12 protein-coding genes are annotated in these 14,581 nt (G+C 34.1%); 4 read left to right on the forward strand and 8 right to left on the reverse strand.

What is annotated here, in order from left to right; genetic code table 11:
• A partial coding sequence (locus ACP6PL_RS11935) for a hypothetical protein (protein ID WP_426545480.1) occupies positions 1 to 225 on the forward strand: 225 nt, incomplete at its 5' end.
• A gap of 5 nt (positions 226 to 230) precedes the next feature.
• On the opposite strand, the gene ACP6PL_RS11940 is transcribed toward ACP6PL_RS11935, so the two are convergent.
• The 8 genes from ACP6PL_RS11940 to ACP6PL_RS11975 all read right to left on the reverse strand — a co-directional run bounded on the left by ACP6PL_RS11940 (position 231) and on the right by ACP6PL_RS11975 (position 9,692).
• Positions 231 to 413: a CsbD family protein gene (locus ACP6PL_RS11940; protein WP_426545481.1), complete on the reverse strand. Its 183-nt coding sequence runs from the start codon at positions 411 to 413 to the stop codon at positions 231 to 233.
• A 291-nt stretch (positions 414 to 704) separates the two neighbouring features.
• Entirely contained in the window at positions 705 to 1,049 is a 345-nt protein-coding gene (locus ACP6PL_RS11945) for a hypothetical protein (protein WP_426545482.1), read from the reverse strand.
• Positions 1,050 to 1,141: 92 nt separating this feature from the next.
• Positions 1,142 to 1,333 carry a photosystem II assembly protein Psb35 gene (psb35, locus tag ACP6PL_RS11950; RefSeq protein WP_426545483.1) on the reverse strand — a complete coding sequence of 64 codons (192 nt, stop codon included), beginning with the start codon at positions 1,331 to 1,333 and terminating at the stop codon, positions 1,142 to 1,144.
• Positions 1,334 to 2,114: 781 nt separating this feature from the next.
• The gene (locus ACP6PL_RS11955) at positions 2,115 to 3,023 is read right to left on the reverse strand and encodes an AAA family ATPase (RefSeq protein WP_426545484.1); all 909 of its coding nucleotides are present in this window, start codon (positions 3,021 to 3,023) and stop codon (positions 2,115 to 2,117) included.
• A gap of 816 nt (positions 3,024 to 3,839) precedes the next feature.
• Positions 3,840 to 4,139, reverse strand: coding sequence for an RNA recognition motif domain-containing protein (locus ACP6PL_RS11960; RefSeq protein WP_426545485.1), 300 nt, complete (start codon positions 4,137 to 4,139; stop codon positions 3,840 to 3,842).
• Positions 4,140 to 5,005: 866 nt separating this feature from the next.
• Complete coding sequence (locus ACP6PL_RS11965; protein WP_426545486.1) at positions 5,006 to 6,115, reverse strand: bifunctional riboflavin kinase/FAD synthetase; 1,110 nt, start codon at positions 6,113 to 6,115, stop codon at positions 5,006 to 5,008.
• Positions 6,116 to 6,203: 88 nt separating this feature from the next.
• On the reverse strand, positions 6,204 to 7,118 hold the full coding sequence (locus ACP6PL_RS11970) for an MBL fold metallo-hydrolase (RefSeq protein WP_426545487.1): 915 nt from the start codon (positions 7,116 to 7,118) through the stop codon (positions 6,204 to 6,206).
• A gap of 924 nt (positions 7,119 to 8,042) precedes the next feature.
• Complete coding sequence (locus tag ACP6PL_RS11975; RefSeq protein ID WP_426545490.1) at positions 8,043 to 9,692, reverse strand: DUF655 domain-containing protein; 1,650 nt, start codon at positions 9,690 to 9,692, stop codon at positions 8,043 to 8,045.
• Between the two features lie 436 nt (positions 9,693 to 10,128).
• Between ACP6PL_RS11975 and ACP6PL_RS11980 the strand changes: the two genes are divergently transcribed.
• The 3 genes from ACP6PL_RS11980 (at position 10,129) to ACP6PL_RS11990 (ending at position 14,513) form a co-directional block, all read left to right on the forward strand.
• Complete coding sequence (locus ACP6PL_RS11980) at positions 10,129 to 10,527, forward strand: DUF7682 family zinc-binding protein (protein ID WP_426545488.1); 399 nt, start codon at positions 10,129 to 10,131, stop codon at positions 10,525 to 10,527.
• A 1,253-nt stretch (positions 10,528 to 11,780) separates the two neighbouring features.
• Complete coding sequence (locus tag ACP6PL_RS11985; protein WP_426545491.1) at positions 11,781 to 12,965, forward strand: cysteine desulfurase family protein; 1,185 nt, start codon at positions 11,781 to 11,783, stop codon at positions 12,963 to 12,965.
• 705 nt (positions 12,966 to 13,670) lie between these two features.
• Positions 13,671 to 14,513 (forward strand): prohibitin family protein, encoded by an 843-nt coding sequence (locus tag ACP6PL_RS11990; RefSeq protein ID WP_426545489.1) that lies wholly within the window; start codon positions 13,671 to 13,673, stop codon positions 14,511 to 14,513.
• The last annotated feature ends 68 nt before the right edge of the window (positions 14,514 to 14,581 follow it).

A 14,581-nucleotide genomic window follows, 5' to 3' on the forward strand; every position in this document is an offset into this window, starting at 1 on the left:
GGCGAGGTTTCCTCGCCATATCCAATCAACCAAGAGAGCGGTCGTTTGCGGAGCAGTCCGTTAGGATGGGATGCCGAGGAGACCTCGGCATATCCAATCGACCAAGAGAAGAGAAATGATATTTCCCAATCTTCAATCCTCTCGGTTTTAACCAGAGGTAATTATCAATTATCCATTATCAATTATCAATTAATGAATGAGAGTCAAATAACTCATAAACATTAGTCAGTCTAGTCAATTGTTTTCTTGGCTTCATCTTTAGTATTTTCTACAATGTGTTCTACTTTAGCTTCATCTTGCTTAACTTGTCCTTCAGCCTTATCTTCTGGATTACCAGTAATTTCTCCGAGCATTTCTTGAGCTTTACCTTCTATATTCTTAATAGTTGCTTTTACTCTATCTTCGGTAGTCATTAATATTAACCTCAGAACTTTTTTATCTACACTTATATATTAATAATAATTTTTTAAACTTTCTTCTATCAAAAGGAATATCTTGATTTATTTTGTGATTATGCAATTTGATAGATATGATATTAGCTAAAATCATATTAAGCTTAGTAATTCAGTAATAGTAATATTGGTATAGTTTTTGATTTTGCTTCTCTCAATAAAAAAGCCTAGCATTATTAGCTAGGCTAAATATTTTTATGTCACTTCTGAATACTTGATGATATGCGCAGCTCAACTAATTATAATTGATAACTAAATTATACCTGTTCCTTTACCACGATTATCTTCAGACATAGTTAAATTTCCATCTTCATTAGTCTGATTTATTTCTTTCATAGTTTTAGCACGTTCTAGTCTTTGTGCTTCTTCTTGCTGTCTTAAGTCTCCTGGTTCATTGACATACATTTCAGGTTCAATCGCAAAATTATTTAGCCTACCTTCTGTATCAACAGTATAACCTGATGTAGTATTATTTTCTTCTGCTTCTGCTTCAGGAGTTTTCATAAAGTTTTCTCCCTCTCTTTCCATCCTATCTGCTACATCTGTAGGAATGATATTAGCATCGTAGTTAGGACTTATATTTGTTTGATTTGTCATTACTTAACCTCCAAATAAATTTCTATTGAACTTAAAAAAAAATGTTTTATCAATCGCTTGACTAAAGCAGATATTATTCAGTATTTTATTTTTTATGAATCAACTTTAGGAACAACATCAGGACGTTCTTTGTTTTCCCAACCAGGGGGACGCTTAGAGTTGTACCAGGCAATAGAACCTATTGTTACTGCAGCAACGAACCCTATTACTAATACTGCTGTTGCAGCAAAAGGAAAGTGAGGTGTATTTGCAGTAGTTTTTGTAGCAATTTCTAATAAATACATAGTATTAGAATGCTCCTTAATTTGAAATTTGAACTTACTACAATCATAGTAGATTAAAAAAATATAAATTCACATCTATCAAAAGGTTGAAGTTGCAGTAAAGCTTAAATAATTTTAGAGAGAGAAATAAATAATTAATAACAGTTGCCATCAAGATTTAGTTGCCATAATTCACAACTCATATCAAATCCGGTTGAATACTTATTATATGGATGGGGGGATGGGGAGATGGAGACTAACCCCTAACCAGTCTCCGGTGGGGAATTTAGCGAGATATCTATTAAAGTAATTGAAAAAATTATCAACACATATCCTATGACCATGTTCTATGTGCAATTAACCGGATTTGATATCATATTAGAAGAGACAAAAATTGAATACGACTGAAAAATCAATAGTTACACCAGATTTTTTAACAGCTTCGGTTTACCCTATTTGCTGTCTTTTTTTCACAATCTTTTTAATTTGGGATAGAATAGATAATTAATATCCAAAAAAAACATCTTTTTTGATTTCTGGAGTGAAAATTATTCTAGAGATAAGAGAAGATCGAGATAGAGATCCAATATCTATCTTGAGATAGATGATTTATTTCAGCTTTATAAATAGAATCTCACGAGGTGAGAGGTCTACTGCATGAGCGATATTTTTCACAAATTATGGGAGAGAATTCCCTTCCGTTGTCGCTTGAAATATGCAAGCGAATGCTGAGGAAAACTTTCGTTAGGCAATAAGCCTGTGATTTGACTGCAAGATTAACTATAGTCATCAAAAACTCAAATTAGGAAACTGTGACAGAACCCAGTAATCTTTCGACAATTGTTTGAGTACGTTTTCCCCCTGCTGTTATCAAGCGATGGGAAAGCACATAAGGAACAAGAAACTTTACATCATCAGGAATCGCATAATCTCTTCCCGTGAGAAAGCCTAAAGCTTGAGTCGCTCGGTGCAAAGCAACCGTTCCACGAGGACTAACACCCAGCGTAATTTCTTCATCTTCCCTTGTTGCTCTAACCAACCTAAGAATATACTTTTGCAAAGACTCATCCACTTTGACCAAACTGCACAAACGACGTAACTCCTGTACTTCCTCCAAAGTAATGCAAGCTTTTAGTGTACTGAACCCTGAACCTTCAGAGATTCTTTGTAGCATCTGAAGTTCTTCCGACTCTGTAGGATAGCCTAATGTCAGAGATAAAGTAAAACGATCCATTTGTGCTTCCGGCAGTGGAAATGTACCTTGATACTCAATTGGGTTTTGAGTTGCAATCACAAAAAATGGGTCAGGAACAGAACGTGAAACTCCATCTACAGTAACTTGTTTTTCTTCCATTACTTCCAATAGAGCAGATTGAGTACGGGGTGTTGCACGATTAATTTCATCTGTCAATAGTACGTTTGCAAACACAGGGCCGGGTAAAAATTCAAATTCCCCACTGCGAGGGTTCCAAATATTAGTACCAGTAATATCAGTAGGTAATAAGTCAGGAGTACATTGAATTCGTTGAAACTTTCCGGCGATCGAATAAGCTAGAGATTTGGCTAGTAAGGTTTTACCTACACCGGGAACATCTTCTAAAAGAACATGACCTCCTGAAAGTAATGCTACTAATACTAATGTAATCGCATCTTCTTTACCAACAATAGTCTGACTGAGATTTTGTTTCAGCTTTTCAATACTTTCTTTCATAAAATTATTATTTGCTGTATGTAATGATTACTTTTATTGTTTTGAGACAGAAGTAGGTTGACTTAGCAAATATTGAGCTTTGGTAGTTGTAAACAAGTAACAATTTTTGCAGTTTGTCTCTTGACTAGGGGGATTGAACGCAACTAAATAAAGTATTAAGTAGCCAATTGTTGATCAAAAACTTTCCACAAGGTGTTTTTTTGAGCTAATACTACCTAATATTATTGACTTAAAACTTACAGATTTATAAATTACAATTATATATTTGTGGTAATACTACTATAGTAATATCAAATTCAGGCGTAGTAATTACATTTTAATCAGTTTTGTATACCTAAATTCCGGAAGTTCAGATATAGGAGATGTTGTGAATTTTTGCTCTTTTTACCTCTTTTTTTTATATACTTTTCTTCGCCTGTTCCCTATTCCCTACTCCATCATGCTCTACAATATTTTATAAAATTGGTATAATTAATCTATAGGAGTGTTTATCAGTTTCATCTAATATTTGGCACAGTAAATATTGACTGAAAAACCTGTATATCCTAGCTTCTCACTCCTAAATTAAGATTCCCGAATTCATACCAAAAATTAATAGACTGCATGGCAGAAGTTGGGAGCAGAGAACAAAAAAGAGAAAAAGGAAGGAAAAAAAATTTATTTTTACAATTACTGCGAGGTCTCATAATTAAAATACCAGCGCGATCGCTGTGCAAATCAGAAAAAGCATAAATCCAATTGTGATTAACTTCAGAATATAAAAGGAATAGGATTAATTCCCATCCCTTGAATTGAATTTAATTTTACTAAGAGATTTTAGTAGTCACGAGGAGAGCGCTCTCTTCTATTGCCACGACCCCCACCTGGTCGTTCCTCTCGTGGCCTAGCCTTATTAACCTTGAGATTACGTCCCATCCATTCAGCACCATCAAGTGCTTCAATGGCTGCTTCTTCTTCTTCTTCAGTACTCATTTCTACAAAAGCGAAGCCCCGAGGGCGACCAGTTTCACGGTCAGAAGGAACTTGAACTCGCTTAACCTCACCATATTCAGTGAAGACTTCTTTTATATCCTCATCTGTTGCATCGTAGGAAAGATTCCCAACGTAAACTGACATGATTGACCTCCAAAATAGGAATGTAATGTAGAGAGATTTCGGAAGGCCAGTAATGCCAGATGAAACATCATCAAAGAGCTGATCGCTCAAAGCAAAAACTGCAACCTATACCTATTCTCAAACTAGATTCTATCATAGACAGTTTTGGTTAATAATTATACAAATTATAACTTTCCTCCGACTGAGAATAGGTAGTAAAGTATTTTAGATTTTAGCTGTATGAAAGTTACATTCAGCCTTTGGACTAAATTATCGTTCAAATCTTGCAACTCAAAATTTAGGACTGCTATATTTTTTTAGTTTTTTATAATCATCATAATCATGCTTGAGAAATAATTAATTCAAGATCAATAATAAATTAAAGTTATTCAAAATTAATCTATTACCAAATTATTTTCCCTTGACACAATACCATTTTTTTTACCTTAGAAAAAACAAAATTAACAGTAATATGTTCAACTGAGGATGAAAATGAACTGTAGATTTTAATCTATCAAATTAATTTGATAGATTGTTCCTATAAATTCTTATAAGTTAGAAGTCAGGTAAGGGAGCCGTCGGATTGGTAATGAAAAGGAGTAAGGAGTTATAATTTAGCAATGAGGAGGTATGCCTTTTAACCATTCCTTTTTTACATTTTTTATCTATTTTTTTCTATTAGCAGCTATTCAGTATTTTTTTATCACCAATGTCAGGCTTAATTTTTCATCTTACATACATCAAAAATTAAGTTCTTTTGCTAGCTGTTGGTAGTCCCTAAGAACTTTTTCTTTGGTGAACTAACAATAAAAGAAGGAACGAAGATTTATCTTGTTGCGTGGATCTGCGAATAACCCGGTCTATGGATAAGCGGGGAACTGTCAAAATTATGTAGTTTGATTGGTAAGTATATTTCTAGCAATGCTACAATCTTCATTTATTTGAGCTTTCAGTATATCTAGAGAAGCAAATTTTTGTTCAGGTCGCAAAAACTCTATCAAATTTACAGTTAAAGTTTGACCATATAAATCTCCAGACCAGTCTAATAAGTGAACTTCTACAGTTGGGTGTAAACCATTTAATGTAGGGCGACAACCAACATTCATCACTCCTAAGTAAGGGCGATCGCCAGAAAATATCTCTTGGGTTTGATTCTGGCCAGAAATATAGACTTCCACAGCATATACTCCAAAACAAGGCAAAATTTTTTGTGGTGGTAGCTGGAGATTGGCTGTCGGAAATCCTAATGTTCGTCCTAATTGTTGACCTTGGACTACTTGACCAACTAAACTGTAGGGACGACCTAACAAACGATTTGATTTCTTCAGATCTCCTTCTTCTAAAGCTTGGCGAATTATAGAACTGCTAATACGTTCTCCATTTTCACAAGTATATAGAGGTACAATTGTTACACCTATATTATAGTTAGTAGCGATCGCCTGTAAATCTTTTGCGTCTCCTGCCCTCTTACGTCCAAAACGAAAATCCCATCCTACACTTACTCTATATGCTTGTAAGTATTTTACCAGAATTTCTTCTACAAATTGAATAGGAGTCAAATTTGCCAATTCTTGATTGAATGGCAATAATACCACCTGTTCAACTCCGATCTGTTTGAAAAGATCTAATTTTTCTGTTATTGGAGCCAACAATTTTTTTGGTTTTCCACTAAAAAACTCTTGCGGATGAGGATTAAAAGTAACAACTGTCGAATAAATTTTTTGCCCTTGCTTATCATCATTACTGCCCAATTCACTTTTGTAATGCCATGATGATACTTTTAAGTCTTGATGGAACAGTTGCAGATTTTTGCCTTCATCTAGTTCTGTAGCTGTTGCCAATTCTGATGGGCAGACAGAAAGTAAGTTAGTAGATCTATTATTTAAGTTTAAAATCGGTTCAACTACTTGCCGATGTCCTCGATGTAAACCATCAAAGTTTCCCAAGGCAACTGTAGTTGGAGTTAGAGCCGTAGCTAAAGAAGAAGTTATCCACACACCTTATATTTTTATTAATTTAGTTATCTGTTACCAGATTTAATCTCTTTTTTCTAAGTTTTTTGTTAGTTTACTAACAAAATGAAAATTAAGCAGAAATCTTAATTTCTTTTACAGTATTGACTGCTGAATTATTTTCTTGACCATTATTTGGAGGTATTAATTGAATTGACAGACCTTCTCTTGCCATTAAACTATTAGGAAATTTCTCAGCCACTTGCTCTCCCACCTTATCTAAAAATTCGTCATTATGCAGGGGATCATGGTGAAAAATTACCAATTTTTTGACTTGAGCTGCTTTAGCAATTTTTACAGCTTCCTGCCAAGTGGAGTGACCCCAGCCTATTTTACTGGACTTTTCCGAGTAATATTCTTCATCTGTATAGGTCGCATCATAGATTAAAACATCTGCTTGACGGGCCAAAAATAAAACATTTTCGTCAAGGCGATCTGGGAAATGCTCTGTGTCAGAAATATAAGCAGCAGAATATCCTTGCCAATTTATACGATATCCTACTGCTTCTCCTGGATGGTTAAGCAAAGCATTTTCGATCAGTACATCATCAATTTCAATTGACTTACCTATTTCCAGATCAAAAAATTTTAATTCTGCCCCCATAATTTGCAGAGGTACTGGAAAATTAGGGTTGAGCATTTGGTCATTAAGTCTTTGTTGAATAGTAGCTCCATTAGGGGCAATTGGCCCATATATGCGAAAACGATTACTTTTAACAAAGGCAGGTGCAAAAAAGGGAAAACCCTGAATGTGGTCCCAGTGGGTGTGAGTAAATAACATATGGGCATCTATTGGCATTTGAGACAGAAGGGATTGACCCAGAACTCGTAGGCCAGTACCACCATCAAAAATAAAGCGATGTCCACCAACTCGCATTTCTAAACAAGGTGTGTTGCCTCCATATCTGACTGTTTCTGTGCCTGGGCAAGCAATACTGCCTCTTACGCCCCAAAATTGAATTGTGAATTGATTTTGTTTAACCGACATGAGTTTTATTGCAGAATTTCTTCAGTGAGTCCATCGAGGAGATTTTACTTATGAGTCAAATTTTTACCAGTAATATGGCTATGCCCTAAGAATAAATATGTATACTTCAATAGTATTTTAACTTTTATCTTCCGTAATTTACTATCAGTAAATTTGAGGAAGTAATTTCACTCAGTTTAGTTTGATTAGGTATGGTAATAGCATCAGCTTAGAAATATTGAAAAGACCACATTATGGTTCTAGTCTACCGCTTGCAAGAATAGGATTGGTAAGTATATTGATGATAATTTTGTTAGTTTAGCAATGGTTAGCATATCAGATTTTTTAGCAATTGACCTTTTTTTCGTCTCAATTGTCATTTAACCTCTGACTGTTTCAATTATGGTTGATCCTCAACCATAATTATTAATTGTTTTTAGTAAGGCATCTAGATGAAGATGGTGAATAGTTCTATTGCCTTTTGATATATTTCAGATAATTACTAGCATAAATAAGTGACTATTCAGTTAATATTAAGTGTTCTCAAACCAATCATTACTTCATCAACATTACTTCATCAAATTAAATATTGCCTATCACTAATACCATTTCTCAAAAACTTTTCTATATTTTATTGAGTAGGGTAGTAGGGGAATAGGAAAGAAGCAAACATAAGAATAATTAACAAGTTATTAGAGTGCTAATTATCAACAAGGTTATTTGAACTGTGTTAATCACTTTAATAATTTAAGTGCTACTTAAGTATAGGGTTAATGGATAGTAATTACTATTCCTTGAAAACGATAAAATTAGAACAGAAAATCTTCTCTAATACCAAGTTTAAAAAAGGTCATTGCTCTTTATTTAATTTTCCTATATGTATGGCAAAATCTAAGTCTTCCCTAACTACAAAAAAAGTTTAAGTAATTATAGTTTTATCACAGATTACCAAGTTACCCGATCGCTTAATTTATCTAACATTTTAGGTCCAATTCCAGATACTCGATCTAGGTCTGCTAAGGATGCAAAGGGTTTATTTTTCCTAGCTTGAATAATCCGCTCTGCTAATTTAGGCCCAATGCCAGGCAGTGTTTCTAATTCTTCAGTAGTAGCAGTATTTAGATTAATTTTATTGTTAGTATCTATTACCGAAGTTTCTGTTTCTGTTAATATGTCACCACATTCTTTTTGCTGCTTCTCAACTTTTTTCATCAACCAGGATGGTATACCTATAGTTGCTGTTTGATAAAGTCTTTGAAATTCACGGTCAAAATGAGCTGCTACTGTAGAATTTTCTATTACTAATAAAGTTTCATCATTCTTATGATTAGCTGCTTTCGTCCAATTATGAGAACCAGTAATTACAATATAATTATCAATAATTCCAAACTTATGATGGAGGCGATCGCCAGGGGGTAAGTTAGGTACGCCTACTGTAGATATAGGGTTTTGCCAAGTGCGATTATCAGTTTCATATTTACATTTATTTGATAGAGCAATTCCCATCATATCTAATCCTTCACTATAGTAACGATAGGCAAAACCAGGGTCAATTAAACCTTGAATTAAGACTCCTTGTAAAGATTGATTTTCTAGGGTATTAACTAATGGTTGTGATGAAAATACAAATAGGGATAAATTAATATATGTTTGTGCTTTTTCCAATGTTTGATTTATTAAACCATTTACACTTTTTTCCCAAGATTGACTATTAGAAATAGGAGAAAATTGTACTGCAACTTTTGTATCACCAACTAATACTTGCCTCACAGGTCTAAATGGTTTTTTCACACCAAATTTACTATCTGGTTTGCCTCCAGGACCATCTCCCCATAAGATATTAAATTCTTCTGTGAATATTTCAGCTAATTCAAAACTTTTTATTTTTAAAAGATTATTAGCATTTCCTCGACTCAGGGGTTCTGAAAAATCCCCATGAATACCACTGGTAGTAAAATTAGCCGACGTGACTATAATAGTTTGACCATCCACAACTAGAAATTTGTGATGCATCAGACCACTACCCTTAGAATCATCAGCAGTATCATCAATCAAAGGAACTCCTGCATTACTTAAAATTATTAGAGCATCCCTACGATTAATTTCATCTTGACTAATATCCCCATCCATGTTAATATCAGCCATCTGAACAAATTCATTGTAGCGCTCGCGCTCCCGTTCAGGCAGTTGAGCGACCTCAGATGGACTGAAACTTCCCCAAGGACGATTGTAGGTATTTTCAATAATAACTCGCACTTTAACCCCAGCTTGATAGCGTTCAACCAAAGCTTGAGCGATAGCTGGTAAACGTAACTCTTGAACCGCCACATCTACACTAGAAGTAGCATCAGCAATAGTACTAATAATTATTTGTTCGAGATTATCTCCCAGTCTGGTTTGATGACGTAGCGCTTCAGTATAGCTTGAAGCTTGAGATTGATTAAAGTAAGATTCAATTAAAGGATCTTGTGGCAATTCGGATATAGGAGGAACTAACTTCTGAGGTTGATTCAGACAAGCAGTTAGGCTAAGAGCCAATAGTACAAAATAGCCAAAGCGTAATTGGATAGAAGAAAATAGCACTGATATTAGCAAAGTCAATCGCCTATTACTTCATCTAAAAAAAATTTGCTAGTCAGTAAACCTAGAGCAATTTTAGTTATGGCAGCCACCAGAGTGATTAGAACATTCTCGCACCTCTCAAATTTAGTCCGTGCTGGGAATTTAACTTCTGACTTCTGACTTCTGACTTCTGACTTAAACTTATATAGGCTTCCTGACAAACTATAATCTATAGTAAGCTACCGTGTTGGCTGTAGCTTAAGTATTTCTCAATGTTAATTCTACTCAAATTTGAGCAAGAATGAATTTTGAGGATTGTGTCATAATGCCTGATAATTTAGAGTTATAGTTAACTGAAATTTTGCTCTCTGTAGAGATGTTTTCTGTATTGTCCATTTGCTATGCTATTGGGAAGTAAGAATGATAGCCAAAACTGAGAGAACCTAGTGACAACTAACTTTGCCGTTTTATGCCGAAAAGAAAAAGGACTTTTCCGTGTGGCCATAAAGGATATGGAAGAAAATGCCATCGCTGTGAACAAGAGCAAATGGTACAGCAAAGATTTGACGAAAAGATAGCAGAAAAGCGAGAAAAAAAGTTAGAGTGGGAAGCTTCTTTTGATTGCGATTTGATAGACTTGAAGGGTCTTCCAGACTATGTAGTGGTTAAAGCTAGAACAATTATTTCTGGATTAAATAATAATCAAAGCTATCGGGAATTTGGAGGTAAACGACTCCGCCACAATCGTTTTATTGTGAGTATACCTGTTACCCGAAACTATAGAATGATTTGTCAAGATTATGGGAGTTTTGTTGTACCACAGAAGGTTATGTCCCATGAAGATTATAATGTTTGTAAACCTAAGTAGTTAGGGAGTAGGGAGTAGGGAAATTAGATAGGGAAACTTTCCATATCTATATTCTTTAAATTGGATAATTTATTTTTTACTATTCTCTTAGGGTTGTTACGGGCAACTAAAAAGGTAAAAGGCAAAGGTATTGATTTGGTAAAGCTTTGACTATTTTGTTGTTGGTTGATTATTTCTATGATAGTGCATTAGACATCTATAGAAAAGAGGGAGTAGGGAGTAGGGAGTAGGGGGCAATAATTGATGATTTCTCTCCGATAATTGATTTGATTTTTTATTATTGGAGATGTCTATTAATAATTTTTATGAATTGAAAAAGAAGTATAGCTGAAGTCAAAAGTTAAATCATTACTGTAACTATATTTGAGAAGAGCGAGGAGAATATCCCTGCCACTAATGACGATTGTTATATCAGAGAAGATTTGAGAAGTTTAAAGTATACATAGCATTGACATTTATTGAATAATTGAATGCTCAGAGATAACAGGGAAAATTAGAAGGTAATCAAAGAGTTTTTATTACAGATAACAATTAAAATCTAGTTTCATAACTTATATGGAAAGGCTATATATCGGAAATGTTTAATTTGACATAAATAATTAAATAAAAATTAGTGATTTTAGTCAATTGTAAGCTAAAATAAATCTTTATCAAAAACGATCAAATTATGGAATAAGAGCCACTAAGTTAGAATAGGTAAAGTCAAATCAATTCAAAATTCAAAATTATTAATTCGCTCATTATTACCTCGGTCTGAAGTCAGAGGCTTAAAATAAAGAAAATATTTTTGATTTTTTCGTTCTGAAGAACGAGGCTTGAATCCTTAATTAAACAATTATTGAAATTAAGGAACGAACCAAAATTTTTGAACTTTGAATTTTGAATTCAAAAAATGGTCAAAGTAATTCAATTTGATCTAAACAAAGTTCAAAAATTGGTCTAGTACCGCTACGCGGAAGTCAGAATTCAGAAGTCAGAATTCAGAAGTTTTGATTGGTAAGGCTTTGAGTATTTTGTCACTGGTCACTTATTCCTGTCATCCTGCACTAGAGTTATTGTATGACTAAAATTGAATTTTTAGAGATATTTAAAACCAAAAATTCAATTTTATGGCTACACTCTGGATGTCTTAAAACTTTTGAATACTAACTTATCAAATAAGTTATGAAATCTTCCTTCTTAGATATTAAGTTAAACAATTTTTTAACTATATTTCGACAAAATTAGCATAAGAAAACAAACGGACAAAGATGATGCAAATTTATCTAGACTATAGTGCGACAACACCAACAAGACCAGAAGCGCTCGCTCTTATGCAGCAAGTTTTTACCCAACAATGGGGTAATCCATCTAGCTTACATACATGGGGCCAAAGGTCGGCAACATTAGTGGAAAGAGCAAGAATAAAAGTAGCAAATCTTCTTAATACAGTCCCAGAATCAATTATTTTTACTTCTGGGGGAACCGAAGCTGATAATATGGCAATAATGGGTGTAGCACGTTGCTATGGAAAACCCCAACATATAATTATCTCTAGTGTAGAACATTCTGCCATTTCAGAACCAGCAAAAATGCTAGAAAATTGGGGTTGGCAAGTGACAAGACTACCTGTCGATCGACAAGGAAGGGTAGCTCCTCAACAACTACAAGCTGCATTACAATCGAATACAGTTTTAGTTTCAATAATTTATGGCCAAAGTGAAGTTGGCACTCTCCAACCTATTGCAGAATTAGGTAATATTTGTCGTTCTCATCGGGTTTTGTTTCATACTGATGCAGTTCAGGTAGTTGGGCGTTTACCAGTAGATTTACAAAAACTGCCAGTAGATTTGTTGTCTTTATCTAGCCATAAAATTTATGGTCCTCAAGGTGCAGGGGCGCTTTATGTACGAAAGGGTGTGGAGTTAGTCCCTTTATTGGGTGGTGGAGGCCAAGAGATGAAGTTACGTTCTGGTACTCAAGCAGTAGCAGCGATCGCTGGTTTTGGTGTAGCGGCAGAATTAGCTAATGAAGAGATAGCTACAGAAACATCAAGGTTGAGTAGGTTACGCGATCGCTTATTTGCAGAGATGGTAGATAGCCCTTATGTAATTTGTACTGGCGATCGATTATATCGATTACCTCATCATGTTAGTTTTTGTATTGTGCCTCTTGAAGGTGAAAATGAAATAGATGATAAGATTACTGGTAAAACTCTAGTGCGACAATTGAACTTAGCTGGAATTGGTATTAGTGCAGGTTCAGCTTGTAATAGTGGTAAAATAGCTCCGAGTCCGATATTACAGGCAATGGGATATACTGAAAATGCTGCTATTAGGGGTATTCGTTTAACATTGGGACGAGAAACAACGGAAGCTGATATTGATTGGACGGCGATGGTACTGAAGCAAATTTTAGCAAGACTTATGCCTCAGAGATTAGCAGTTTTTAATTGCTAATATTTGGAATAGGGAACAGGGAAAAGAAAAATCCTTCAATTTTTACACCACTACCTAAATTTGAAATATGAACATAGAATTCAAGATTTAAGAGAGCGGGCAATAGGAAATAGTAGGAGGTATACCGTTTCAGGGAAGTCATAAGTCAAAAGTCATAAGTCCGAAGTGACATTTGAATGGCTTAAAAGTTTGATTATACAGTAACTTAAGCTTATTATTTCACATTATCAATTCCCAACTATTTGTGACATTTTTAAAGTGGATTGGTATAATAGCAAAGTTGTGAGCAACAGAAAAAATTATCATCTAGTTTCATAACTAATACCATTTTGGAAAAATAATGTTACGAATAATAAGGACTATTAAAAGACTTTATTAAAAATGTATTTTTGACGAAAAATATAAATTAAAACACAAAAAAAGTATCAAAACTATTCATTCCGACTCATGACTCCTAAAAAATATTTTAGCTATTTGTAGCAAAAATTTATCAATTTGGTATAATTTAGAAATCCCAGCTATAAAAATCAACTAATTGGAAATAGAGATTATTTGTCTAGTAGCTGCAACTTTCCTAAACAGTAAAAAAAATAGTGGGTAGCAGATTCTAAAAATATTATATAATTTGAGTGTTAATTTTCAATTGCAACTAAGATTGACAAAGAAAATTCAAGAGTTGTAGTCTTAAATTTCGGAGTAGATAAATTGAAAAGTCAACAACAAAGTTTACAAACATTAATATTAGCAACCGTCTTATCTGTAATATTGCTAATTGGCTTTAATTCGTTTGTAATTATTAATCCCGGTCAAGCGGGTGTTCTGAGTATCTTAGGTAAAGCTAGAGATGGAGCTTTGTTAGAAGGAATTCACTTTAAACCTCCTCTTGTTTCTGAGGTTGATATATATGATGTGACTGTACAAAAGTTTGAAGTTCCTGGTCAAAGTTCGACAAAAGATTTACAACAATTATCTGCTAGTTTTGCAATTAACTTTCGCTTAGATCCAGTGCGGATAGTAAAAATTAGAAGAGAACAAGGCACTCTACAAAATTTGGTTGCTAAAGTAATTGCACCACAAACTCAAGAATCTTTTAAAATTGCTGCGGCTAGAAGAACTGTTGAAGAAGCTATTACAAAAAGGGTAGAATTAAAATCAGACTTTGATAATGCTTTAGGTTCTCGCTTGGAGAAATATGGAATCATTGTGTTAGATACTAGCGTGATTGATTTAACGTTTTCTCCTGAATTTGCTAGGGCAGTTGAAGATAAACAAATTGCCGAACAAAGAGCGCAAAGAGCAGTGTATATTGCTGAGGAAGCAGAACAAGAAGCTGAAGCAGAAATTAATCGTGCTAAGGGTAAAGCAGAAGCTCAAAAACTATTAGCTGAAACATTAAAAGCACAAGGTGGTGAGTTGGTGTTACAAAAAGAAGCTATAGAAGCTTGGAAAAAAGGTGGTTCTCAAATGCCTAAAGTTTTAATCCTTGGTAGTGAAAAATCTCAAGGAGTTCCTTTTATTTTCAATCTTAGTAATATGGATGAAAATTGATAGTTAAAACGAAGGAAGAATTCATTAATTGATAATTGATAATGGATAATTGATAATTACCTCTGGTT

It is taken from the genome of Dapis purpurea BLCC-M126 (genome assembly GCF_050015975.1).
Classification (GTDB): Bacteria; Cyanobacteriota; Cyanobacteriia; order Cyanobacteriales; family Microcoleaceae; genus Trichodesmium.

Excerpts from the sequence above, each read along its gene's own strand:
- ACP6PL_RS11940 (WP_426545481.1), bottom strand. The coding sequence starts at position 413 with ATGACTACCGAAGATAGAGTAAAAGCAACTATTAAGAATATAGAAGGT.
- ACP6PL_RS11985 (WP_426545491.1), top strand. The coding sequence starts at position 11,781 with ATGCAAATTTATCTAGACTATAGTGCGACAACACCAACAAGACCAGAA.
- ACP6PL_RS11970 (WP_426545487.1), bottom strand. The coding sequence starts at position 7,118 with ATGTCGGTTAAACAAAATCAATTCACAATTCAATTTTGGGGCGTAAGA.
- ACP6PL_RS11960 (WP_426545485.1), bottom strand. The coding sequence starts at position 4,139 with ATGTCAGTTTACGTTGGGAATCTTTCCTACGATGCAACAGATGAGGAT.
- ACP6PL_RS11955 (WP_426545484.1), bottom strand. The coding sequence starts at position 3,023 with ATGAAAGAAAGTATTGAAAAGCTGAAACAAAATCTCAGTCAGACTATT.
- ACP6PL_RS11980 (WP_426545488.1), top strand. The coding sequence starts at position 10,129 with ATGCCGAAAAGAAAAAGGACTTTTCCGTGTGGCCATAAAGGATATGGA.
- psb35 (WP_426545483.1), bottom strand. The coding sequence starts at position 1,333 with ATGTATTTATTAGAAATTGCTACAAAAACTACTGCAAATACACCTCAC.
- ACP6PL_RS11945 (WP_426545482.1), bottom strand. The coding sequence starts at position 1,049 with ATGACAAATCAAACAAATATAAGTCCTAACTACGATGCTAATATCATT.